The following is a 24378-nucleotide window of genomic DNA, read 5'->3' as shown; positions in this document are numbered from 1 at the left end:
TGATGATAAAAAAGATGACAAAAAAGAAAACAAGGGAATAAGAACAAGGGGGGGCAGGCTGTGGCCGTTTACACACTACGCAGATTAATACAGATGATTCCGGCACTGCTTGGTATTATCGTCATTACATTCATTATCTCGAGAGTGCTTCCGGGTGATCCTGCCGTGATGCTTGCGGGGGAACAGGCTACACCTGAGACAATTGAAAATATTCGCAGTAGCATGGGACTGGATCAACCGAAGTACATTCAATTTTTTCATTATGTAGTTGGATTGTTTCAAGGTGATCTGGGTCAGGCTTATCACACCGGGCAATCAGTGGCGAGTGATTTTGCTACCCGGTTTCCGGCAACCATCGAGCTGGCGCTGGCAAGCTTGGTTATTGCGATCCTGGTGGCAATCCCGATTGGGATTTTGGCCGCAACCCGAAAAGAATCCATTGTTGACCACATTTCACGTGTGTTTTCTTTGATCGGTGCATGTATGCCGATCTTCTGGATTGGACTGTTGTTCATTTATATTTTTTATGCCAAATGGGGCATTGCTCCTGCGCCAATGGGCCGAATCAGCGGTGACATCAATCCACCAACAAACATTACGGGACTTTATGTAATCGATAGTTTGATGACTGGTGATTTTGTAGCTTTAAAAAGCAGTTTATCCCATTTAGTCCTGCCAGCAATCTGCCTCAGCACAGGTACGATGGCGATTGTGGCACGGATGATGCGTTCCAGCATGTTGGAAGTCATCGGGCAGGATTTTGTCCGAACGGCCAGAGCCAAAGGTCTGCGTGAGGGAGTAGTCATTTACAAGCACGCTCTGATTAACGCTTTTATTCCGACACTTACCGTACTTGGCTTGCAGGTCGGCTATCTGATTGGTGGGGCGGTTATAACGGAAACCATTTTTACCTGGCCGGGAGTCGGCAGTTATGTGACGGATTCCATTTTGGCCGCTGATTACGCGCCCATTCAAGCTTTTACCTTAGTGAGTGCGTTGATTTACAGCTTTATCAACCTTGGAGTCGACCTGGTTTACGGATTAATTGATCCGCGTATCCGGTACGAATAATGACACGAAGCAAAAAAGTAAGGGGAGGTACTCGGATGAGCACTGCAAGTGATTTGGTAGCAAAAGCGGCTGTACCTCAGCCCAATGCAGCCGCTATACCGAAAAGAAAGACCTTTTGGCGATTGTTGTTTAGCAACAAGCTCGCTTTAATCGGATTCATCTTTATTGTGGGATGGACGCTGATCGCGATCCTCTCATCATGGATCGTACCACATGATCCTTACGTAACCGACCCGGCTAACAAGCTGTTGCCGCCAAGTGCAGAACACTGGTTTGGGACCGATAATTACGGACGTGACATTCTCAGCCGTGTTATTTATGGAGCGAGAATCAGCATATGGACCGGGATGATCGCCGTGTCGATCTCATTTATCATCGGCGTACCGCTTGGAGCCATCGCTGGCTTCTACGGCGGTCGAATGGGCAGCATTATTATGCGCTGCATGGATATTCTGCTTGCTTTCCCATCGCTGGTACTGGCTATGGCGATCGCTGCGGCCATGGGACCAGGACTGATGAGCGCACTTATCGCCGTGGGGATTGTAGGCATACCCGAATTCGCCAGACTGATTCACGGACAAACCATTTCTCTGCGGGAAAAGGAGTTTGTTGAGGCCAGCCGGGCCATTGGTGTAACGAACGGAACGATCCTGTTTCGCCACATTCTACCCAATGCGCTTGCTCCACTGCTTGTGAATGCAACGCTGGGGATGGGCTTTGCCATCCTGACCTCTGCCAGTCTCAGCTTCCTCGGTCTTGGCGTCAAACCCCCGATTGCCGAGTGGGGCGCGATGATTTCAGAAGGGCGGGCATATATCATTTCCGGTGAGTGGTGGATTGTGACCTTCCCGGGTCTTGGAATTGCGACAGCTATTTTGGGTTTCAATTTGCTTGGAGACGGTTTGCGGGATGTGCTTGATCCCAGACTGCGCTCTAGCAAATAAAAATAAATAGATCACCAAAGGGGAGAACGTAAGCTATGTTGAAAAAAGGTCTTTCTCTAATTGTCGTCTTGTCTACGTTGCTTTGGACGGCAGGCTGCGCAAGCAATGCCAACAGCCCGTCCGCTTCATCCGGCGAGAAGGGTGCAGAAGCTTCAGCCCCGCCAAAGGCGATTACGCTTGCCTACTCGGAGGGAGGGTCGACCATGGACCCTGCTGAAGCAAGTGATCTTACATCGGACACCCTTGTGCTTGCGCTCTATGATCAGCTTGTGACCTACGGCAAAAAATCTACGGACAGTGGTGAAGTCGCAGACACGGAAGCAATCAAGCCCATGCTGGCTGAGAAATGGGATGTTTCCGCTGATAACATGACCTATACAATGCATCTGCGTAAAGACGTTAAATTCCAAAGCGGCAACCCGCTGACCGCCAGTTCTGTGCTGTATTCCTTGGAGCGGCTTAAAAATTCCGATTCCGGTAGCTTCCTTTATGGTATGAGCTCTATCAAAACCGCTACAGCGCCGGATGAGCACACCGTTGTCATTACATTGTCCCAGCCTAATCATATGTTCCTGCAAATTCTGTCTTTGTATAACTTTTCTATCGTGGATGACGTGCTTGTCAAAGAGAAGGGCGATGGCGAGTATTTGAAAACACATGCGGCAGGCTCCGGTCCGTTCAAGCTTGAAAAATGGGACCCTGCGACAGAAGCCGTCTTTAATGCCAATGCCAGCTACTGGCAAGGTGCGCCAAATCTGAGTAAAGTAACGATGAAGTTTACCAAGGAAGCCTCCAACCGTGTACTCCTGCTGGATAAAGGCGATGTCGATATGGCGATTGAAATTCCTGCAAAGGACGTTGCGAAGCTTGAAACCAACGCTGATCTGAAGGTTCAATCCAACGCAAGTAACCGGATTCTGTATTTCGCCATGAACAACAAAGTAAAACCTTTTAATGATCCAAAAGTACGTCAAGCGATCTCTTATGCCATTCCTTACGACCAATTAATCGACGATGTCATGTATGGTCAAGCGAAGCAAATGAAGAGTTCCGTAGCGAGCAACACACCGGGCTACACCGATGCGGGCTACAGCTATAAGCATGATCTGAACAAAGCGAAACAGCTGCTTACCGAAGCGGGTTACCCTAATGGGTTTAATTTCGACCTGACACTGGGTTCGGGCTTCCAGGACTGGGCGGATGACGCCGTGTTGATTCAAGCTGAACTTGCCAAAATCGGCGTGAAAATGAACGTTGTCAACGTTGCCCGTGCACAGTTCCTTGAACAACAACGAGAAGGCAACCTGACAGCATACATCTCCAAATGGACCTCCTTCGTCAATGACCCGGGTTACCATCTTGGATTCCTGATGTACAGCAGTGGTTCCTCGAACTATATCCATTACGCTAATCCAGAAGTGGATAAGCTGTGGGAGCAAGCAGGCAAAGAGCAAGATGAAAATAAACGAAAAGAACTGTATGGCAAAGCACAAGAACTTATCAATCAAGATTCGCCTTGGGCGTACCTGTATGAATACAATCGGGTTGTTGGCATGGGCAAAGACGTCACTGGATATGTTTACTACCCGGATGAAGTGATCCGATTCTACTCATTGAATAAAGAGTAAGTTGCTCATCTTACCCTGATGCCTACAGCCGAAGGCTATCATTTTACACCTGAAGTATGAAGCTGATCTGTATGGAAAGTAAGGGTTCAGTTAGCGATATGGAAAACGTGAAAGGGTTGAATGGAAATGACAGATTGGAAAACGTTAGTTCTTGATGAAATAGAAAAACGGCAGGATGAACTGCTTGAGCTTTGCTCGCGGTTAATTCAGTTTCCCTCGGAAAATCCTCCAGGTGATTCACGTGAAATCAGCCAGTTTATTATGGACTACCTTAAAGAAGCGGGGATTGAAACAACTGTACATGAATCCGGGCCAAATATGTGGAATCTTATTTCCGACTATGGAACTGAATCCGTAGATGGAAAAAAACTGATCTTCTGCGGACATACGGATGTTGTTCCGGCCGGGGATCGCACTCGCTGGGATTTTGACCCGTTTTGTGGCGAAATCCGTGACGGATATTTGCTGGGCCGCGGCGCTTCGGACATGAAGGCGGGCTTGGGTGGATTGATTTTTACAGTGGCGCTGTTATCCAAACTCGGTGTACCACTTGAGGGCGCATTGTCGCTGCTGGTTGTTCCAGACGAAGAAACCGGGGGCCATCTTGGGGTACCTTGGGTGCTGGAAAGAAAACTGATTGAAGGAACGGCTGCTGTAATTGCAGAGCCTTCGGGCCCGCAAAATCCGACGATCGGTCAAAAAGGAAGCTGCTGGTTTGAGTTTACCGTTGAAGGTACGCCGGGTCACGGCAGTCTGCAACCGATCGCAGGTGAAAGTGCTATTTTGAAAGCAGCCAGAGGAATTGAAGCCCTGCAACAACTGTGGGATATCAAACCGGACATTCCGGAAGAAGTCAAAGAGATCATTGAAATTTCCAAGCGTTATGTAAGCGAACGGGAAAACCCGGCTTATGGGCAAGCCTTTGACCATGTAACAGTGAACATCGGTACGATCCAGGGGGGCACCAAAGTCAATGTGGTTGCCGACCGTTGTACGGTACAAGTGGATTCCCGCGTTCCTTTTGGTGTAGACCACCGGGATGTACTGGCTAGAGCGAAAGAATTACTTGCTAGTGTAGACATTCACGTTGAACCCAAGCAGTTCGGGTTTTTCGGTAATGCCAACTGGACTCCGCCAACCGAACCGATTGTGTATGATCTTGTGGATTCCATCGCTGAGGTTAGCGGTAAAGAAGCCTATGGCGTGTTGCAGTGGGCAACCAGTGATGCACGTGCATTCCGCAAATATAATATTCCGGTATTGCAATATGGACCTGCCGACCTGGGAACCATCCACAACTTCAACGAAAGAGCTCCGGTATGGCAGATCATTCAATCCGCGAAAGTATACGCCTTGACGGCGCTTAAATATCTGAAAACTACAAAAACAGAAGCTTAAGGGGAGCTGGACGTATGATGAAACAAGTTTACGAGGTATATGATCTTTTGGATAGCCCGTCCGCCAGCGGGACGGAAGTAAAAGCTTATTTGGAACAACTGGGTCAAGCGGACATCAGCGTCACAACTGTTCAGGGTGAAAAAGGCTCTACAGATTTTATCAAAGTGGTTATTGCTGGGAAAAACGGCCGTATTCGCGGTGGCAATTGCCCAACTCTGGGTGTAATTGGTCGTCTTGGCGGACTTGGAGCACGTCCGGAAATGATCGGATTTGTATCTGATGGCGATGGCGCGGCAGCAGCGATTTCAACAGCAGCCAAGCTTTTGACTATGCAGTCCAAAGGTGATGTGCTGGACGGCGACGTGATTATCTGTACGCACATTTGTCCGGATGCACCTACCCAGCCGCATGATCCGGTTCCATTTATGGATTCGCCAGTAGATATTTTGACTATGAACCAGTATGAAGTGACTCCCGAGATGGAAGCCATTCTGTCGATTGATACCACAAAAGGGAATCGTGTCATCAACCATAAAGGTATTGCTATTTCCCCTACCGTACGCGAGGGCTACGTGTTGCGGATCAGCGAAGACCTTGTCGATATTGTGCAGACCGTAACCGGCGAACCGTGTGTTACTTTTGCCGTGACCACACAGGATATCACACCTTATGGCAACGATCTGTATCATATCAACAGCATTTTGCAGCCAGCGGTAGCAACATCGGCTCCGGTTGTGGGTGTAGCGATTACCGCAGCCGCCCCCGTACCAGGCAGTGCAACGGGTGCAAGCCACGAAGGCGATATTGCGCTGGCAGCCAAAGTGGCTGTCGAAGCAGCCAAGGCCTATGGACGCGGACAATGCTCTTTTCATTCGGAAAAAGAATTTCAACATATCACCAAGCTGTACGGAGACATGAAGCATTTGCAAACGATGGGCAAGTCCGAATAGGCTCGTTCCTTTTAGATAAAAACGTGAAGATACATTGTGGACAAGGAGGGGGAAGAGGACATGGCACAATTGCTTGAAGTAACCAATCTCCGCACAGAGTTCAAGACTGCGGCGGGTACCATCCGGGCAGTGGACGGCGTCGATCTGTCGGTTGGCAAAGGGGAAACACTCGGGATTGTTGGGGAATCCGGGTGTGGCAAAAGCATCACTTCCCTTTCCATTATGCAGCTTCTCCCCAAAGGGCTTGGGAAAGTAGCTGCTGGTGAAGTGCGGTTTAACGGCGAAAACATACTGGATTACTCAGAACGGAAAATGCGTTCAATTCGAGGCAATGAGATGGCTATGATTTTCCAGGAGCCTATGACTTCGCTGAATCCCGTGTTCAAAATCGGTAAACAAATTGCCGAATCTGCCAGATACCATCACGGTGTAAGTAAACATAAAGCCAAGGACATGGCAGTGGAAATGCTGATTAAAGTTGGCATCCCACGCCCAGAGAAAGTAGCCGTTTCTTATCCGCATGAGCTCTCGGGAGGGATGCGCCAGCGGGTTATGATTGCAATGGCAATGGTCTGCAATCCGAAGCTGCTGATCGCGGATGAGCCGACCACGGCACTCGACGTGACCATTCAGGCGCAAATCCTTGATTTGATGCGTGACCTGCAAAAGTCCGAAGGAACTTCCATTCTGATGATTACCCATGACCTTGGCGTTGTAGCCGAAATGTGTGATCGGGTAGTTATTATGTACGCCGGGCAGGTGGTGGAAGAGACGGATGTCAAAACGCTTTTTAAAGATCCCAAGCATCCGTATACACAAAGTCTGTTAGCATCATTGCCGCAATTGAATAGTGATCAGGAGCGTCTGGCTTCTATTCCGGGCCAGGTTCCCAACCCGCTCGATATGCCAAAAGGCTGCCGTTTTGCACCACGCTGTCAGTTTGCCAAAGAAATTTGCCTTGCAGAGGCCCCGGAGCTTGTGGAAGTGGAAGCTGGGCACAAAAGCCGCTGCTTGCTACAGCAGGAGGGATATCATGAGTACACTGCTTGAAATACGTAACCTGAAAAAACACTATCCGATCAAAAAGGGACTTTTTTCCAAAGAAGTGGGAGCAGTCAAAGCGGTGGATGGTATAACGCTGTCGGTACAGCAGGGCGAAACTCTGGCCATTGTGGGGGAATCTGGCTGTGGCAAATCTACAACAGGTCGGGCAATCCTCAGACTGATCGAGCCGACGGATGGAGAAGTTCTGTTTAACGGTACGGATATACGGAAGCTAAATAACGAGCAACTGCGCAAATTCAGAACGGATATGCAGATGGTGTTTCAGGACCCCTTTGCTTCACTTGATCCAAGATGGACGGTGCAGCAGGTGCTGGAAGAACCACTCATCACCCATGAAAAGTTGAGCAAAGCACAGCTCAAGGAGCGTGTAGAAAACCTGCTCGAAGTGGTCGGATTGTCCCCTTATCACGCTCATCGTTACCCGCATGAATTTTCGGGCGGTCAACGTCAGCGGATCGGGATTGCAAGGGCACTGGCGCTCAATCCCAAATTTATCGTTTGTGACGAGCCGGTCTCAGCGCTCGATGTGTCCATTCAGGCGCAGGTGCTCAACCTGATGAAGGACTTGCAAAAACAGTACGACCTGACGTATATGTTTATTTCCCATGATCTGTCGGTCGTCAAATTTATTAGCGATCGCGTTGGTGTGATGTACCTGGGCAAGCTGGTCGAACTCGCACCGACCAAAGAAATGTTCAAGGAGCCGCTGCATCCTTATACGAAGGCGTTGATGTCTGCGGTACCTGTAGCCGATCCGGAAGCGGAACGGGACCGGATTGTACTCAAAGGCGATGTGCCGAGCCCGGAAAATCCGCCCAGCGGCTGCGCGTTTCACAACCGCTGCCCGGCAGCCATGGACATTTGCAGCAAAGTACAGCCAATCTTTGCCGAAGCTGCACCAGGTCGGCAGGTCGCCTGCCACTTGTACCCGACCTCCACGCCGGAACAAGCGATAGCCGGACAGGCATAAGCTAGCTAAAAAAAATACTTTATAGTAAAATTCAAGCCTGAATTCGCCCCAAACGGATTCAGGCTTTTTTAATGAGCGCTGCTTTGAAAGCATACATATTTTTCTAATAGATCCATTTTAAGATTCAATATATGAGGTGGAATTTCAACACCTGTAAATCAAGCATATAACATGCATGGATACAACATTGACGTATAATCGATGGAAGCGTTTTAATTTAAGTATAGAAATACAAAAGAAGACCTCAGGGAGGACATAAGAATGTTAAAAGTGAAAGCGCTTAGATGCGAGCATTTAAATAATCCGATTGGACTTGGTTGTAAAAAGCCGCGACTCAGTTGGCAGATTGAATCTGACAAAATGTATGTTTCACAAAAACGGTTCCAATTGCAAGTATCTGTTAATCTCACTTTTGAACCGCTGATCTGGAATCATTTTTCCTATTCGGATCAATCCATTTTGTTTCCATATGAAGGCCCTCCACTAGAATCAGGACAAAGATATTATTATCGGGTAAAAGTGTGGGCTCAGGGAGCGGGTGACACAGAAGCAGAAGAATCGGGATGGAGTGAGTCCGGCTTTTGGGAGATGGCGTTGCTCCATGAGCAGGACTGGAAAGCACAATGGATCACGGTGAAGGAGCGGAACATAAATGAAGAGTTTCAGACGCGCGCTCCTTTTGCCACTTCCAAGTGTTTTTCAGTTGAGGGAAAAGTGAAAAAAGCAGTCATTTATGCTACAAGCCTGGGTCTGTATGAACTGGAGTTAAATGGACAAAGAGTGGGCGATGCTTACTTTACCCCAGGATGGACGGATTATAACGATCGTGTCCAGGTGCAAGCGTATGACGTGACTTCTGCCATTCAAGAACAAAATAACCGAATCACAGCAACGGTGGGAGAAGGCTGGTATAGCGGTTATCTGGGCTGGCAGAAGCGCAAGGACACCTACGGGGACACGAATGCATTGCTACTACAAATGGAGATTAGTTATGAAGATGACCGTTCTGAACTCATTTGCTCTGATTCTTCTTGGGAGGAAACGAGCTGTGCCATTTTAATGTCGGATATTTATAACGGCGAAATCTATGATGCCAGACTTGAGCAGCGGACACCCGAACATAGCTCTTTAACGGAACGGAAAATGATGCAGGTCGTCCCGTTCCCATTAAGTCATCTGGTTGCTCAGGAGAATGAGCCTGTCCGTGTGATGAACCGATTGAAGCCTGTTGAGCTCATTCGAACCCCCAAAGGCGAGCTTGTGCTTAACTTGGGTCAAAATATGGTAGGATGGCTGGAATTTAAAGTTGAAGCGCCCGAAGGTACGGTTTTGAAGCTGGTTCATGGTGAAGTGCTAGACCAGCAAGAGAACTTTTACAGGGATAACATTCGTGATGCAGCTCAGCAGATTACGTACATTTGCAGTGGGAAGGGGAAGGAGATATTTCGGCCACATTTCACTTTTCAAGGCTTTCAATATGTAAAGCTTGAGGGCTTTCCGGATGGCGTTACAATTGAAGATTTTACGGGCGTTGTTCTGCATTCGGATATGGAGAATATCGGGGTGTTTGAGACATCCGATCCAAAGCTCAATCAATTACAGCACAATATTGTGTGGGGGCAAAAGGGGAATTTCCTGGATGTGCCAACCGATTGCCCGCAGCGCGATGAGCGATTAGGCTGGACCGGTGATGCACAGATTTTTGCCAGAACGGCCAGCTTCAATATGAATGCGGTTTCCTTTTTCCGAAAGTGGCTGAAGGATTTGGCTTATAACCAGCTGGAGAATGGGGCAGTGCCTTTTGTAGTGCCGGATGTCCTCAAAGGAACCTTTGCCGATAATATGGACAAAACGACGGCAGCATGGGGAGACGCGGCGGTTATATGTCCGTGGACCATGTATCAATGCTATGGGGATAAGCAAATTTTAGCTCAGCAGTATGACAGTATGAAAGCATGGGTGGATTACATCCGCGCCCAGGGGAACGAAGAATATCTTTGGGATACCGGCTTGCAGCTTGGAGACTGGCTGGCGCTGGACAGTGAAGAAGGAAGTTATTTTGGGGCGACCGACGGAACGCTGGTGGCAACTGCTTACTTTGCATATTCGACTCATATTTTGGCGCAGACGGCCAAACTGCTTAATCGTTATACCGATTACAACACATATAAAAGCTTACATGAGGGGATTAAAACTGCTTTTGCGAACCGCTACTTCGATGACGCTGGCCAACTGACCTCCAATACTCAGACTGCACAGATTGTTGCTCTGCACTTTGGATTGGTGCCGGACAAGTATAAAAAGCAAGTGATCCAGGAGCTCGTACGGCTTATAGAAAAAAATGATATGCATCTGGATACCGGCTTTGTGGGCACACCCTACCTATGCCTGGTTTTATCCGACAATGGCTATACGGATGTAGCTTATAAGATTTTATTCCAAAATGATTATCCTTCATGGCTCTATCAGGTTGAACGGGGGGCAACGACCATGTGGGAGCATTGGGACAGCATCAAAGTGGACGGCTCGTTCTGGAGTACAGATATGAACTCGTTCAATCACTATTCATACGGTTCAGTTGGAGACTTTATGTACCAAAATATTGCCGGAATCGATGTGGTTGAAGCGGGTTATAAAAAATCACGATTAGCTCCTAAACCGCCTGCTAATCTTACTTCGGCCCACGGGAAACTGGAAACGCCATATGGTGCGCTGGAAGTCCATTGGGAAATCGTGAATGAAGAAATGCAGATGACGGTTCGCGTTCCGCATAATGCGACGGCTGTGATTACACTTCCGGGAGTTATGGAGCCGGATGCATTACAGCAGACCATTGCAACGCAATATCCGTCGATTCAGAATCCGCCTGTTTATATACCACAGGAGCTGGCTGGGAGAATGGGGATTGCAGGTGAACAGGAGATTTTCCAAAGGAGCGGAGATCATGAAATTACGTTTACGGTCGGTTCAGGGAAGTACGTCTTCCAGTACAGATACTGCCAGACTACCCAAGTTCCTGCACATACAACCAGAGGCTAAATAACATAGACTAGAGGTGAGAGTAACTTGATGAATATAAAAAACAAAGTATTGTTTAAAACAGCGTTGCTGTCCATTTCGTTAGTACTGACATCAGCGAGTGCCATTTCGGCTATCATACCGATGATGCTGAATCAATTATCAGGGGTTTCTAGTTCTTTGATTGAAAGTGTAGTTACTATTCCATCCTTCACGATGATGCTGTTTGTGCTGTTGAGTGGTCCGATCTCTTCCCGATTGGGCAAAAAAAATACAGTCATGCTAGGACTTTTGCTCGTGGTCATCGGCGGAATCCTTCCTATGTTCACTACTAACATTACATGGATTCTCGCGTTGCGACTGGTATTAGGTGCAGGTCTCGGGATGTTCAATTCGCTGGCTGTTAGCTTAATTAGTGATTTTTTTGAAGGGGACGAACGTGCCCAATTAGTAGGCTTTCAAAGCGCCGTTCAAGGGCTTGGAAGCAGCTTAGCTACTTTTGTGGCAGGACAGCTTGCCTTAATCGACTGGAAGTTTGCCTTTTTATGCTATGCTATCACCATTCCTGTTGCGCTGTTATTCTTTTTTATCATTCCCGAACCAGAGCGTGTGGAGCCTACAGCGGAGCGTTCAACAGGAACGGACCACAAGAGCGGCGGAGTATCCATACCTGTACTTGGATTAGGAGCTGCACTTTTCCTGTTTATGACCTTTATCATGATTGTGTATACTAAAACAGGTATTATGATTGCTGAAAAGAATATGCCTAATCCTGGTTTTTTAGGAACCGCGTTAACGCTGTTCTCCTTGGCAACTATGATTGCAGGCTTCTTGTTTGGTAAAATATATAAATGGTTTAGAAATTACGCACCCTTTATCTCCAGTCTATTAACAGCAACAGGTTTTGTAATGCTGTGGTTTGCTCAGAATGTTACCATGGTTACTGTTGCCATGCTTATCATTGGCTTTAGCTTTGCGCTGTTTATTCCTTATATCTTTACCATACTAACTAAAATCGTGCCTAAAGGCAGTGAGACGATATCTATTTCGATTGCAATGGTAGGCTCCAATTTGGGAGCGTTTGCTTCACCTTATATCATCAAGTTAGTTGGCATGTTGTTTGGAAATGAAACCGCCTCATTTTCCTTCCTCGTTTCTGCGGTTGTGTTTATAATTGCTGCACTCATCTGTTTGGGAATCGCTATTAAAGAAAGAGGAAGCAAAGCTCATGCTGTAGTCCATAGTTAATGGGAGTCATCAGGTACAGGTAGTTTTTTCAACGGGCGGAGAACCGCCCGTTTTTCCATCATATAATGAAGGAGGAGTCAGTGTTTATGAACCTTCATGAGTTGGACCAGTTGTTGAGAACCAAAACGGAAATCGAACTTTTACAACAACAAAACCATCAAGTTATTAATGATCTCTCCGAAGAATCGGAGGACGAACGATACTATGATATAAATCAGAATATGTATCGTATGCCCGCTTTGTTTTTCTTTGGAGAACATGATATTTATATTAGCAAGCACAATAGATTTGCTCCGATGCTGGAGCACATGCATGAATTTATTGAATTAAACTATGTTTATTCAGGTAAGTGCAATCAAATCATAGCAGGCAAAGAAATTCAGCTTTGTGAAGGCCAAGTGTGTGTCCTGGATAAGGATGTGCCGCACAGCATCGCTCCTTTGGGAGAAGACGATATCCTTATTAATATCTTGCTGCAAAGAGAAACGATTTCTTCTCTGTTCTTACAACGGTTATCCAAGAAAAAAAGTCTGATTGGCGAATTTCTCGCCAACTCTGTCCTCCAGCATCAACACCATAATCACTTTATTATTTTTGAGTCGCAATATAATGAAAACCTTCAATATACACTGCGCAGAATCTTAATCGAATATTTTTCAAGGTATGAGGATTCGATGGAATTAGTCAAGGCTTACTTGCAAATTATTTTTGGAGAATTGGTCCGTGTATTGGAAAGCGAACATAATATTCATTTAAACCAGCAGGAAAATAATATTACATCTATTCTGAATTACATGGAAGAGCATTATCAGCATTTAAGTCTGCAACAGCTATCTAATCATTTTAATTACAATAGTACGTATTTAAGTAATAAGTTAAAAAAGGTAACCGGTCTTACTTACACTCAGCTTATTGCCAATATTAAACTTAATGCAGCCTATTCTCTGGTTGTGAACACCAACCTGCCGTTCGAAATGATATTTAAGCAAGTTGGATATAACAGCATGAGTTTTTTCTATAAAAAATTTAAAATGGCTTATGGCGCTACCCCGCAAAATATCCGAAACAAGCAGTTGAGGAAATGAAGGATATCCAAGGATCATGTAAACGCTATGACCATTATATGGTGTAATAGACGTCCAATTTTAATTGGGCGTCTATATGTTATAATAGCTGCAAATTCATAAGCACAAGGCTGATGAAATGATAGGTTGCTGGATACCTTTATTTCCGGCAAAAGGGAGGATACATCCTTGGAAGCGATACTAAGACGGCACTGGCCGGAGTGGAACGGAACGTTGCAGAAACGAACCGGGGGTTGGAATAATACGACGTATTTTGTTAAGGGTGGTAGGCGAAGCGGGGTGCTGCGCGTCTACGATACACACAGAGATAGGGACAAAATTGAATTTGAGCATGCTGTTTTGCAGGCGCTAAGTATGCATTCACTATCATTCAGGGTGCCGATGCCAATTCGAACAGTGACGGGAGAGACACTCGCTCAGCTTGAGAAGGAAAGCGGCAAATATGTCTGTCTGTTCGATTACATAGAAGGCAAATCACCACTGGAGCAGGAATCATGCTTTGCCTATTCCTTTGGCGAGGTCACGGGTGAATTATCTGCTGTGCTTGCGACATTCAATCTTGATATGGCTCCAGTTTACCGACCGTATTACGCCTTGCAGCAATCCTACCCATTGTGTAACCAGGAGATAGTTCGAGAGATTTGCCTACATCCGCCAGAGCCCCTAAAAACTTTGCATGACGAGCTGCGATGGATAGGAAAAGTATATGATGAGATTACAGATTCGCTTCATGCATTGGAAGAGTTGCCGCATCAGCTTGTACATGGGGACTTGAACGCTTCCAATTTGTTGGTAAAGGATAACGATCATAGCCAAGTGGCTGCACTGCTTGATTTTGAGTTTTGTACGTTAGACGTTCGGGTCATGGAACCAGCGGTCATTTTATCAGGATTGTTGGGTCAACCGGAGGAGACGAGAGCAGTTCGGGATTTTTGCCGGGGCTTCAGCCGCCGAGTTCATCTGTCCCAAACCGAGATTGATGCTTTACCTGTATTGATGCAGCTCAGGAAGGTAGATGTATTTCTTCATTTTTTGAGCCGCTTTCTAGAAGGAACGGATCAGCCACATGTGTTACAAGAGCAGGTCAAGCAGATCGCTGCCGACTTGCTGCAACTGTCTACCCGAAGTAGCTGGATTCAGGAGGAGTTGATCCTCGCAGGAATGGCGTATGAATGAACTTTATCGCAAGATGAGGAGGAGATTGGCAGACACTCGTTCATATGCGGAAAAGAAACCATCCGAGTGGTTGTATCCAAAGCTTGAGATCACAGCAATTGTAAAAGGATACGACGAGCTGAATCAGTGGGTGATTTTGGATCAAACACAGGTTTTCAAAAATCAGTTCGCGGGTTGAAAGTGGATAAGGGGAATGAACATGCATACTTTAACGGTTGATCAAAGTGAACCCTTTTCCAAAGTCTTCTCCATACTACGATCAATACATACCTCTCAATCCTGTTGGCTGGAATTTTCCCCGGGGTGAATTTCCGGACAGCTATATCCATTTTTTGAATACTCTAACGGCGGGGAGTTTCAAAATGGAGAACGTTATTTTCAGTTTTTCGATACCGAAGATTTGAGAGAAATGAATCTTGCTTACGAGCTGCCGGAGTATATGCCGAATGCCATGTCGTTTGGGGTATGACGATTGCAGACATGCTGCAAATTCTTTCATTGAGCTGTGTACAGAAACATGGGAACTATATGAATAGCAAATAGCGAGATGCCGATTTTTTTGGGCTTCTCGCTATTTTTAATCATTTTACCCCTGAAAAACCTCAATGAAGGTGCTGTATGTCCCTATGGCTGAATTTGAGATATTTGTTCAATCAACGAATCGACCGCCTCATCCACCAGGTAGGGGCCATTGTTCCATTTATCACGGGAAACATTAATAATGTGATTATTTTTCACAGCGGGAATCGTTTGGTACACAGGCTCGCTGAACAACTGCATGGTTTGCTTCAACTCTTGATCTGTCATTTGAGTAAAGAAATAGTCAGCCGGACGATGGACCAGAGCTTCCATGGAAAGAGCAGTTCCGCCATCGGCATAGGGTTTGAATTGCTCAGGCATCTGGAAACCGAAATCCTGATAAATCAATTTTCCGAGCGTACCGCCCTCACCTCCAAGCAGTACCTCTCCCTTGTGAATAATGAAAGAGATTGCGGTAGTATCTGCTTTAATGGGGATGCGAGTTTGTTCCCGAATGCCCTGTAATTTTTTCTCGAACTTAGCAATCCAGGATTCTGCTTCTGTTTTCCGGTTCATAATGTCGCCAAACGTCCGTAGTGTATTCACCACGTCTGGATCGCCACCCCATGCTACTGCAATAGTTGGGGCGATTTTTTGGTACTGCTCAAAGGTTGCTTTGTCGTGAAAATCCGACAGTATAATCAAATCCGGCTCCAATTCGGAAATGGCCTCGATATTACCTGTTCCTTTGCCTATGCTAGCGACATCAGCCATCTTCTCAGGATAAAGATCGAGTATCTCCTGATTGACACCTACCGGTTTTAAGCCTAATGGAAGCAAATAACCGCCGTATGTAATAACAACAGCCCTTTTGGGTTGAACAGGAATTTCCATTTGTCGACCAAGTGCATCTGTATACGATCTTGTTTCAATTGGTTTCGCAACGTCACTCGCGCCGCCGCAAGCTGCCAGCAGCAGAGTTAGGCTGAACAAAAGGGTAACAGCAAAAGCAGGCTTAAAGCTAACATTCATATCGTTCACTCTCCAAGCATCATGTTGATAATGATTATCATTGTTACCAATATAACGTTGTCCTGATCGGGGAGCAATGAATGATTTGAGTGTAAAATTTGTATTTGTTGAACTTTTTGAAACAAGGCTATGCATTTTAAATTGTGTTGGGGTTTCGCCGGTTTGCTTTTTGAAAAGTCTACTAAAATAATAAAAATTGGTATAACCAACGTTTTCGGCAACTTCCTGAATGGAAGCATCTGTATCAGCTAACAGGGATTTGGCCCTGTTGATGCGGGTCTGAACGACATACTCGATAGGGCTGCATCCATATTTTCGCTTAAACACCTTTACGAGGTAGTGGGTACTGTAATGAAACCGTTTAGCCATCGTCTCCATAGCGATTGGTTTTTGAAAATGCTCTTGAATATATTGAGCTATTTGTGTAGCCAGATCCGGCTCGGATATTTTGATTTCCTTCATCTGTAGTTGACGAAAGTGTTCATGCACGAATTGATAGAACAATCCATTCACTTGCAGTTTGTCCAGTTCATTTCTATTAGACCAATGCTGATTCATTTGTTCGACAAGCGATATCAGGGGGAGCGGATAGAGGGCCTGAAACGCATAGTTTTGTCTAAATCGAGCCATCCGATCTTCTCGTTCGAATGAGCTTTGACCCGCTCGCTCTTGAACGGGTTTGTATAAAATGAGGTAGTATTCAAACGGCTGGTTTAAGCACCAGATATTCAGACTTGCTCCTTTTCCGCCGTGGAGAACCTGAAACTTGGCTGCTGAGGTTTCGATTTCATCAAGCATCAATCTGGCTTCTCCTTGATTGGCGAATAGAAATCCGCTTGAAGGCAGGGAATAGGAACTCAATCTCTCTCCAGGCTTCATCGTAAAATGACGAATGTCCAGCACCTTAACCGGCGTTTGGCTCCATAATCTGATCGTTTCCAGCCACTCCATAAAAACACCTCGAAATAATATAAGTTAACACATGCGTAGCGGTGCATTCGGCCCTTGTTACATCGGCTTAAGCTTCCCAGGGCATATAAATATCTATCGTGCTGTCTTTTTGTTCCAGAGAATGAATATCAGTCCAATACTCGAAATCAAAAGAGCGAGAAGCACTGATCCCCCTATCACGGATTGAGTCATAGGTTCCATCTATTTGGGATTCAGGTCCCTGATGAGTGACCTTCACATATATTCCAGCCGGTATCGTATGACGAACTAATCCCTCTGGAATATATGCAAAATTGCTGACTTCTGCCGCAACAATACTTACGAACGGAACATCTGGCGTCCATTCGTCCTCTGGGTAAACTTGAATCAAGTAAATTCCGTCTTCGTCTAATCGACTTGTAATTTCATGACGCTTGTCAAAGAGTTCTTCGCGTAATCTTACGACAATTCCGGTTTCCAGATCTTGATTTAACGACGCGGTTACAGAGTATCCTACGAGCTTCGTCTCATTACGTTCCAGCGTAAGCACTTCTTCCATTGTCATTAAACACACAACCTCCTATTCATAACATTCATATTATAACTAGGTAGCCAGTCAACAGACGGTTTAAAATCGATTATACTATATAATTCGAACGGTATCAGACCAGTCAGTAAAGGTACATCTGCTTGATGAAGCCAATAAGTGTATTTCGGTAAGCAGCATAATAATTTCGTAACCTCACAGATTCTTTCCCGTATAAAGATAAAAACATGATCCGCCCCATTCCCGTCAGGGAAGAAATGCAACCATGTTTAACCAAAATAGAAGTTGAGGTAATGCATCGTATGAATGAGGAATTTATAAATCATGCCAATACAGGATATCGATTGGCTGAGCAGAAGGCGGTTCAGTATTTTGCATCACTTTATGCACAGGTCATAGACAAAACTTATGTAACTATCCTGACAGAAGATATTCAAATGTGGAAAAGGGATCATATTGATCATTCTTCATGGCTATCCTTCTTTTCGAGGGCAAAGAGAAAACCTGATACTCGGGATTATCATAGATACATTCAATGGCTGAATTATACAGGCAAATTGGATGATTACCTGGATCGAAGCGTCTCCTATATTTATATGAGGGATCTAGGCAAAGCTCTGGATTCTCCTGACACACAGTCCCGGATTCAGCGTGTCATTGCTGACATCAAAAAACACTTGATTCAATCCACCAGTGCAAACGGGGGAGACCATCCAGAATTTATGAATTTGGCCGGGTTGTATCGGTGGGCGCAGAAGGAAGGTATAGAAACCGCCACAATTTGGGTGATCAACAAGCTTAGGTCCGTGTCCTCCCATATTCCAAAGGAAATGGATGCCGAGCAAGCCCAGCGCAAACTGATTAAGATCATTATCGGGGTTATTTTGCATGTGATGGAAGAAATGGACGATACTGTGTCACCTGGCGAACGTACTTGCAGACTTGATGAAGCGATCAGACTTGGTTACTCCTATGGTCTAACCTATCCTTTCATAGACGATCTTCTCGATTCGCAGGTTTTGACCGCGCAGGAGAAAGAACAATATTCCCGAATGATACGTACTGCGCTTCTCACTGGAGCTGTGCCTGAGTTGGGCGATTGGACCGGAAATAATATGGAGTTAATTCAATACATACACTCAGAGCTCTCGGATGCTTTTGAGTATATTAAGGAACATCAGCGGCCGGATACACAGCAAACCTTTTTCGAGCAGTCCTATGTCTTTTTTCATTCCCAGGATATCGACCGTGTCAAGGACCTAACGCGTGCTAACTACACTAATGAAGAGCTTTATATACCTGTCATTTTAAAATCTTCTTCTTCCCGATTGATTGTCCGTTCCGTGATTGGTGCTCCCGAGGATGAGGGCTTTGAGCAACGAACATTCTTTTATGGTATTTATAACCAGTTGGCTGATGATTTTGCGGATATGGTTGACGATATGAGTGACGGTGTGGTAACACCCTATACGTATTATTTAAAATACCATGATCAGCGTTCGGATCTCATCAATCCCTTTGAATTGTACTGGGCAGTTATCTCTTATTTGATCCACAACGTGTATGATTCCGATGCCATGGCCCGTGAGGTGATACTGGATCGTGCAATGAATGGACTCAAACGTTATAAAGAACGTGTAGGTACTGAAAAGTATAATGAAATGATGGAGATCTTTGCATCCGGAAATCCGGAATTCAATCGACTTATCCAAGAGATGGTGCGAAAAGCGGACAATGTAGATTTCTTCGATAAACTGCTTCGGGACCAGATGATTACCAGTCTGAAAAACGATTCCAAGGAAAAGGAAGACTTTTTCAATACGTTCAAAATGATCCGCCATCAGATTAACAACCAATTAAAAATTACCAAACCTCATGTGATTCCAGCGATGAAAGGGCAGCTTATTGATGCTGCAAATTACAGTCTCGAAGGGGATGGGAAGCGGATACGGCCTATATTGACTTGGGTAATGGGTGTGAACGAATATGGACTTGACGCATCGGCAATCGTGCCGCTTCTGAGATCATTGGAGTATATGCATACCGCATCCCTGATCTTCGATGATCTGCCTTCTCAGGATAATGCGTCTACCCGTAGAGGGCGTCAGACCTTGCATCAGGTGCATAATAGCGCTACCGCGGAATTAACCGGTCTGTATCTGATTCAGAAGGCGATTGGGGAACAATCGTCACTTGACCAGTTCAATGCCGAAACCGTACTTGCTTTGATACAATACTCGGCCCAAAAGGCAGAAGATATGTGTATGGGACAGGCGATGGATCTGGATTCCAAAGGAAAGCAATTGACACTGGAGCAGTTAAATATGGTGTGCTTTTTCAAAACCGGAGTGGCATTTGAGGCTTGTCTGGTGATGCCTGCCATGCTCGCACAGGTCAAGGAGTCGGAAATTGCTGCTTTGAAGAAATTCGCGTATCACGCGGGGATTGCCTTTCAGATTAAAGATGATTTACTTGATGTGGAGGGAGATCTGCTCTTACTCGGAAAACCTGTTGGCCAGGATTCTGAGAACAACAATTCGAATTTCGTATCCATCCTGGGTCAGGAAGGTGCCGGTAAAGAGATGTGGGAACACTACTGCCTTGCTATGGAAGCGTTGAAAGAGGTACCCCGCAACATCGCTTTTCTGAAGCATTTAATGAATTATATGGTAACCCGGGACCGTTAAAAAGGGGCGTACCCCATTGCTTAATATAAGCGATGGGGTATTTTACGAATTTAAGTGTTACCTTTTACGCTCACTCCATGGAATTCATTCGGGCCCGAAGCTTTTCAACTCTTCATCATATCCATTAAAACTTGATATGCAATGGGTAAGGAAGTAAAGCCGTCACGCTCTAAAAAGTGTCCTCCGTGCTCTACTTCGTGGAAATCAGCTTGGATATCTTTCGCTAGTTTCTTACTGAGTGCAAAGGGGACAATCGTGTCATCCTTTGAAGCAATAACTGTACGCATCTTTACTGAGTCCATGATTTGCTCATAATCCAACTTATCAGTTGTAAACTCATCTAATGACGGCAGGGTTGGCACTGGATCGGTAAAACCGGAGACGAAGACAAGACCACCGAGTTGCTCTGGGATACTTACTTGCTGCAAATATCTTAATATGGAAACACACCCCAAGCTATGACCAACAAAATAGGTATCCTTATGTAGAACCTCAATACTTGATAATAACTGTTGGGTCCACTCATGAAGCTGGGGAGCTTGCGAATTGGGCATATCCAATATATCTACAGAAACGCCATCTTCCTGTAGCTTGTCTTGTAGCCAAGGAAACCAATGATCAGACGGTGAAGCAGTGTATCCATGGATGATATACACTTGTTTTTTGTTTTGTAGGTTTGTCACAATAGGTTCTCTCCTATTCATCCTGTATTGTTCTTGATTTGTTGATGATATATGTCCCAGTTTGGTATAAAGACTACTGTTTTAGTTTAGCAAATTCTCCAAGCTCGTGAGAAGCTAAAATAATAGTCATATTTGAGGATTTTGCAAAAATCCAATAAGCGACTTCCAATGAACAATATATAGATCGAAATGGTCTAGTTCGTCTATATATTGCACTTCGGAGCGACTGGAATCGAATTTTGAAAAATCCTGATTTGTCTGTCCCAAGCTCACTTTCACAGGATAAATATTCTTTATTTTAGCAGCACTGTTATTTTTGTTACAATATTAAGCGCTTTCTTCCGATATATATATCATCACGGTGTAATCTCTTAATTCTTATGGTTTGGGGGATAGTATCCATGGGAGCAACGTGATCTATTATACATAGACGACTGGAGGGGTTTTGATGAGAACAAAACTATCAGACAGCACTAAAAAAGTAAAAGGATTTAGAGATTTAAAGGTAACGACAACGATGGTCTCCATGATCATGATCAGCTTGGTGGGTTTGCTCATTGTATCGTTGGTAGGGGTTCTCGGCATGTATCAAGCTAAAGAGGGACAAGGTATTTTGTATATGGATCGCTTTCAACACCAAACGAATATTCTGGAAGTGAAAAGTGATTTTTATAACATGCGGGCCAACTACACCAAAGTACTCGATAATGAGGAGTACACAGATAAACAATATAAGCAGGTACAGAAGGGAAAAGACAGCGTTGCATCAGGGTTAAGTAAATTTTCGCAAAAGAATCTGGACCCGAAGGAACAGAAACTGTACGAGGAACTAAGAAGCAGCATAGACACATATTATCAGAATATTGAGCAGATCATGGCAGTCAAAAAAAATACCGGAACATATGACAAGGAAGAGAGAGGCCGGATTAATACATCCAGTACGGCAATTGTTAAGATACTGACCGATATTTCTGATTACAACAATGAACAATCGGCCAACTTATATCAAAATACGCAAAATGAGATAAAAATGCGCACAATTGTTTTGATCGTGATTCTGGTCCTAGTACTTGCTGTCCTTAGTATGATCTCCTTTTCGGCCATTCGGAATATCCGTTCTCGGATGAGCACCATTACGAAATACTGTGAAGAGATTACCCAAGGCAATTTAACGGCAGCACTTGATCCGACCCTGCTCAAGGGAAATAACGAAATCGCTGTCATTGCACGTGCCATTCAACAAATGACAGATTCAACCTCAATGGTTATTACGGGAGTTATCAATGAATCCCGCCAAATTAATCATCTAAGTGATCAGACGAATCATAATATGACCGATCTCAATGAGCGGATTAGAGACGTATCGGCTACAGTCGAACAGCTATCAGCAGCGATGGAGGAGACTTCGGCATATACAGAAAACATGAATCATTCTGCCGATGAAATGCAGCGGGCGGCAGAGTACATTTCGCTCAAAACTCAAGAAAAAGCGCAGTCTGCCTATGATACAAGCCTAAAGGCCGAAGCGTTGAAGTATGAAGCGAGTGAGTCCAATAAAGCGTCCAAAGAGATTTACCGGAAGGCCAGTGAAAAGATGACGGAAGCGCTGGAACAAGCCAAGGCGGTAGACCAAATTCGTATACTTTCCCAGTCCATTCTGGAAATTACGGCCCAAACCAATTTGCTGGCTTTAAATGCATCTATTGAAGCGGCTCGAGCCGGTGAGTCAGGTCGGGGGTTTGCAGTTGTGGCTAACGAGATTCGCAAGTTGGCAGATGGGTCCAAGCAGGCGGTAGATCAAATTCAGAATGTTACTCAAGAGGTTGTACAATCTGTAGCCAATCTGACGACCAATGCCGAGGAATTACTGGATTTCCTGCATGCCAAGGTGGGCAAGGATTATCAGCTGCTTGAGGATACGGCAGAACAATATTACAATGATGTAGTTGAGCATACGAATACAGTTAATGATTTGAACGCCACATCTAAGCAGGTGAATGCAACGATCCAAACCATGGTGAGAGCTATCCACGAGATTGCAACAGCCAGCGAACAGTCTGCCGTATCTACTCAGCACATTGCTGAGAACATGGTTTCATCGACGGAAAAGTCTCTTGAAGTGGCACAACAGTCTGATCAGGTGAAGGAAAGCGCTACCCGATTGAATAAACTGGTCGAAGGTTTTACTATTTGACGAAGCTAGTCTGGTGAGTGGTATTCCATATGAAGGGTTGACTTCATTCGCTTGATAGGCAGGGGCTATAGGTAACAATATAAACCAAAAATGCAGTTGAGGGAGCCGCAAGAAGGCTCCCTTTTTGATTTTATCCTCTACGGTAGCCTTCATTTGGCTACTTAACGAAGATAAAATGCTTAGAAAGGAGATTTCAATCAGGAGTCTAAAGCACGTAACTCTTCCTGTTCAGCCATTTGCATCAGCTTATAAATCTGCCGGGTCGTGTTCACATTCCGCACCGTCATATGCTGGTACAGACTGGAGCCGGCCAGTTTCGTCATCCCGCTTGTTGTGACATGTTCTCTGCTGACAGAAAACAGAATGGCCCCAGGCGTATACATTATATTGCCTATTCCCGGCTTCAAAGGAAGCTTCTCCAGAACGGCAATATCGTTAATTTCATCCCACAGAAACAATACATCACTTTTCATCTGTGTATCATTAGACCATTCCTCCGGTAATGCCTTCATAATCGCCTGGATTTCCGCCATATTGCGAACGATGACCCGGATAGGTAAGCTAAAATCCTCCAGAATCGCCTGCTCCAGTTGGAGCGTTAGCTCCTCGTTGGATTGAACTTCACTGGAAAAAATGATGTTTCCGGAGTTGATGTAAGTCGTCACATGGCTCATGCCTGCCTTCTCAAACGTTTCCTTGAGCTTTTTCATATTAATCTTGTTGTTGCCACCCACATTAATGCCCCGCAGCAATGCAATATAAATCATATAAGGCCCACCTCTCTTGTACAAAAGGATTTTATTAACACAGGGATAGATATTCAAATAAATAAGCGGTTTGATTTTCGCCAAGCAAATGATGCAACAACGGTTCTACGTGCTCGATAAATTCATTTTTGGTTTCGTATGTGTCCTCGTCTTTTAGCTCTCCCTTAAAGGTACGGGCAGCTTCAATCAGGATGGAAAGAGCCGTAAAGAAGTCAGCCAAAGAGTCGGCAACCTGCTGTGGCGCGCCACCTTCATACGCAGCATATACAGGGGAATGGGCTGCCCCAGTATCGACAATAAGTGGATCGTCATTATAAGTGGCGATTACGACATGATGGGGCGGCCACGAGGAGGATTCCTGGACAAGCTCGCCAGCTCCAATCCAGCGATAGCCTAGCTGTTGTCGATATAGATGCTCCGGCGCAGCAAAAAAGAGAACAGCCCGTAGGCTTCATTATACAAGTTT

At 45.3% G+C, this 24378-nt stretch carries 19 protein-coding genes; 14 read left to right on the top strand and 5 right to left on the bottom strand.

The window, feature by feature from the left end:
- Positions 1-60: 60 nt before the first annotated feature.
- The 12 genes from ABIA61_RS09335 (at position 61) to ABIA61_RS09280 (ending at position 14731) form a co-directional block, all read left to right on the top strand.
- Positions 61-1071, top strand: a complete 1011-nt coding sequence (locus tag ABIA61_RS09335) for an ABC transporter permease (protein ID WP_283652707.1) — start codon at positions 61-63, stop codon at positions 1069-1071.
- Between the two features lie 35 nt (positions 1072-1106).
- Positions 1107-2015 carry an ABC transporter permease gene (locus ABIA61_RS09330; protein WP_283652706.1) on the top strand — a complete coding sequence of 303 codons (909 nt, stop codon included), beginning with the start codon at positions 1107-1109 and terminating at the stop codon, positions 2013-2015.
- A gap of 35 nt (positions 2016-2050) precedes the next feature.
- Positions 2051-3643, top strand: a complete 1593-nt coding sequence (locus ABIA61_RS09325; protein WP_283652705.1) for an ABC transporter substrate-binding protein — start codon at positions 2051-2053, stop codon at positions 3641-3643.
- Between the two features lie 126 nt (positions 3644-3769).
- Positions 3770-5041, top strand: coding sequence for a M20 family metallopeptidase (locus ABIA61_RS09320; RefSeq protein WP_404580621.1), 1272 nt, complete (start codon positions 3770-3772; stop codon positions 5039-5041).
- Between the two features lie 14 nt (positions 5042-5055).
- A complete protein-coding gene (locus tag ABIA61_RS09315; RefSeq protein WP_283652703.1) occupies positions 5056-5991 on the top strand; it encodes a DUF1177 domain-containing protein in 936 nt (311 codons plus the stop codon).
- A 60-nt stretch (positions 5992-6051) separates the two neighbouring features.
- Positions 6052-7041 carry an ABC transporter ATP-binding protein gene (locus ABIA61_RS09310; RefSeq protein ID WP_283652702.1) on the top strand — a complete coding sequence of 330 codons (990 nt, stop codon included), beginning with the start codon at positions 6052-6054 and terminating at the stop codon, positions 7039-7041.
- Positions 7025-8026 carry an ABC transporter ATP-binding protein gene (locus tag ABIA61_RS09305; RefSeq protein ID WP_283652701.1) on the top strand — a complete coding sequence of 334 codons (1002 nt, stop codon included), beginning with the start codon at positions 7025-7027 and terminating at the stop codon, positions 8024-8026. The genes ABIA61_RS09310 and ABIA61_RS09305 overlap by 17 nt, the downstream gene beginning before the upstream one ends.
- Before the next feature lie 261 nt (positions 8027-8287).
- Positions 8288-11065 carry a family 78 glycoside hydrolase catalytic domain gene (locus tag ABIA61_RS09300; protein ID WP_404580620.1) on the top strand — a complete coding sequence of 926 codons (2778 nt, stop codon included), beginning with the start codon at positions 8288-8290 and terminating at the stop codon, positions 11063-11065.
- A gap of 30 nt (positions 11066-11095) precedes the next feature.
- Complete coding sequence (locus ABIA61_RS09295) at positions 11096-12292, top strand: MFS transporter (RefSeq protein ID WP_404580619.1); 1197 nt, start codon at positions 11096-11098, stop codon at positions 12290-12292.
- An 86-nt stretch (positions 12293-12378) separates the two neighbouring features.
- Positions 12379-13377 carry an AraC family transcriptional regulator gene (locus ABIA61_RS09290; protein ID WP_404521204.1) on the top strand — a complete coding sequence of 333 codons (999 nt, stop codon included), beginning with the start codon at positions 12379-12381 and terminating at the stop codon, positions 13375-13377.
- 168 nt (positions 13378-13545) lie between these two features.
- Positions 13546-14553 (top strand): phosphotransferase, encoded by a 1008-nt coding sequence (locus tag ABIA61_RS09285; protein ID WP_404521206.1) that lies wholly within the window; start codon positions 13546-13548, stop codon positions 14551-14553.
- Positions 14546-14731, top strand: coding sequence for a hypothetical protein (locus ABIA61_RS09280; RefSeq protein WP_404529708.1), 186 nt, complete (start codon positions 14546-14548; stop codon positions 14729-14731). Before ABIA61_RS09285 ends, ABIA61_RS09280 begins: the two co-directional genes overlap by 8 nt.
- Positions 14732-15177: 446 nt before the next feature.
- Here ABIA61_RS09280 and ABIA61_RS09275 read toward each other — a convergent pair whose 3' ends face one another.
- Together ABIA61_RS09275 and ABIA61_RS09270 are read right to left on the bottom strand one after the other, a co-directional pair.
- Positions 15178-16983, bottom strand: coding sequence for a helix-turn-helix domain-containing protein (locus ABIA61_RS09275; RefSeq protein WP_404580618.1), 1806 nt, complete (start codon positions 16981-16983; stop codon positions 15178-15180).
- A gap of 139 nt (positions 16984-17122) precedes the next feature.
- The gene (locus tag ABIA61_RS09270; RefSeq protein WP_404580617.1) at positions 17123-17599 is read right to left on the bottom strand and encodes a GyrI-like domain-containing protein; all 477 of its coding nucleotides are present in this window, start codon (positions 17597-17599) and stop codon (positions 17123-17125) included.
- A gap of 275 nt (positions 17600-17874) precedes the next feature.
- On the opposite strand from ABIA61_RS09270, the gene ABIA61_RS09265 reads away from it, so the two are divergent.
- The gene (locus ABIA61_RS09265; RefSeq protein ID WP_404580616.1) at positions 17875-20268 is read left to right on the top strand and encodes a polyprenyl synthetase family protein; all 2394 of its coding nucleotides are present in this window, start codon (positions 17875-17877) and stop codon (positions 20266-20268) included.
- Between the two features lie 104 nt (positions 20269-20372).
- On the opposite strand, the gene ABIA61_RS09260 is transcribed toward ABIA61_RS09265, so the two are convergent.
- Positions 20373-20972, bottom strand: coding sequence for an RBBP9/YdeN family alpha/beta hydrolase (locus ABIA61_RS09260; RefSeq protein WP_404580615.1), 600 nt, complete (start codon positions 20970-20972; stop codon positions 20373-20375).
- A 427-nt stretch (positions 20973-21399) separates the two neighbouring features.
- Between ABIA61_RS09260 and ABIA61_RS09255 the strand changes: the two genes are divergently transcribed.
- Positions 21400-23145, top strand: a complete 1746-nt coding sequence (locus ABIA61_RS09255) for a methyl-accepting chemotaxis protein (RefSeq protein WP_404580614.1) — start codon at positions 21400-21402, stop codon at positions 23143-23145.
- Between the two features lie 197 nt (positions 23146-23342).
- Here ABIA61_RS09255 and ABIA61_RS09250 read toward each other — a convergent pair whose 3' ends face one another.
- Both ABIA61_RS09250 and ABIA61_RS09245 read right to left on the bottom strand, forming a co-directional pair.
- Complete coding sequence (locus tag ABIA61_RS09250) at positions 23343-23912, bottom strand: DUF1697 domain-containing protein (protein WP_404580613.1); 570 nt, start codon at positions 23910-23912, stop codon at positions 23343-23345.
- Positions 23913-23946: 34 nt separating this feature from the next.
- Complete coding sequence (locus tag ABIA61_RS09245; RefSeq protein ID WP_404521220.1) at positions 23947-24132, bottom strand: hypothetical protein; 186 nt, start codon at positions 24130-24132, stop codon at positions 23947-23949.
- Positions 24133-24378 lie beyond the last annotated feature (246 nt).

The sequence above is a fragment of the Paenibacillus sp. RC21 genome, from assembly GCF_044907935.1.
GTDB lineage: Bacteria > Bacillota > Bacilli > Paenibacillales > Paenibacillaceae > Paenibacillus > Paenibacillus terrae_A.
Note: the sequence above shows the minus strand (reverse complement) of the source record. Positions and strands in the feature narration are given on the sequence as shown.

What these genes read in the sequence shown, in the direction of transcription:
- ABIA61_RS09330 (WP_283652706.1), top strand. Translation starts at nt 1,107, where the DNA reads ATGAGCACTGCAAGTGATTTGGTAGCAAAAGCGGCTGTACCTCAGCCC.
- ABIA61_RS09325 (WP_283652705.1), top strand. Translation starts at nt 2,051, where the DNA reads ATGTTGAAAAAAGGTCTTTCTCTAATTGTCGTCTTGTCTACGTTGCTT.
- ABIA61_RS09320 (WP_404580621.1), top strand. Translation starts at nt 3,770, where the DNA reads ATGACAGATTGGAAAACGTTAGTTCTTGATGAAATAGAAAAACGGCAG.
- ABIA61_RS09315 (WP_283652703.1), top strand. Translation starts at nt 5,056, where the DNA reads ATGATGAAACAAGTTTACGAGGTATATGATCTTTTGGATAGCCCGTCC.
- ABIA61_RS09310 (WP_283652702.1), top strand. Translation starts at nt 6,052, where the DNA reads ATGGCACAATTGCTTGAAGTAACCAATCTCCGCACAGAGTTCAAGACT.
- ABIA61_RS09305 (WP_283652701.1), top strand. Translation starts at nt 7,025, where the DNA reads ATGAGTACACTGCTTGAAATACGTAACCTGAAAAAACACTATCCGATC.
- ABIA61_RS09300 (WP_404580620.1), top strand. Translation starts at nt 8,288, where the DNA reads ATGTTAAAAGTGAAAGCGCTTAGATGCGAGCATTTAAATAATCCGATT.
- ABIA61_RS09295 (WP_404580619.1), top strand. Translation starts at nt 11,096, where the DNA reads ATGAATATAAAAAACAAAGTATTGTTTAAAACAGCGTTGCTGTCCATT.
- ABIA61_RS09290 (WP_404521204.1), top strand. Translation starts at nt 12,379, where the DNA reads ATGAACCTTCATGAGTTGGACCAGTTGTTGAGAACCAAAACGGAAATC.
- ABIA61_RS09280 (WP_404529708.1), top strand. Translation starts at nt 14,546, where the DNA reads ATGAATGAACTTTATCGCAAGATGAGGAGGAGATTGGCAGACACTCGT.
- ABIA61_RS09275 (WP_404580618.1), bottom strand. Translation starts at nt 16,983, where the DNA reads ATGAAGCCTGGAGAGAGATTGAGTTCCTATTCCCTGCCTTCAAGCGGA.
- ABIA61_RS09270 (WP_404580617.1), bottom strand. Translation starts at nt 17,599, where the DNA reads ATGACAATGGAAGAAGTGCTTACGCTGGAACGTAATGAGACGAAGCTC.
- ABIA61_RS09265 (WP_404580616.1), top strand. Translation starts at nt 17,875, where the DNA reads ATGCATCGTATGAATGAGGAATTTATAAATCATGCCAATACAGGATAT.
- ABIA61_RS09260 (WP_404580615.1), bottom strand. Translation starts at nt 20,972, where the DNA reads ATGAATAGGAGAGAACCTATTGTGACAAACCTACAAAACAAAAAACAA.
- ABIA61_RS09255 (WP_404580614.1), top strand. Translation starts at nt 21,400, where the DNA reads ATGAGAACAAAACTATCAGACAGCACTAAAAAAGTAAAAGGATTTAGA.
- ABIA61_RS09250 (WP_404580613.1), bottom strand. Translation starts at nt 23,912, where the DNA reads ATGATTTATATTGCATTGCTGCGGGGCATTAATGTGGGTGGCAACAAC.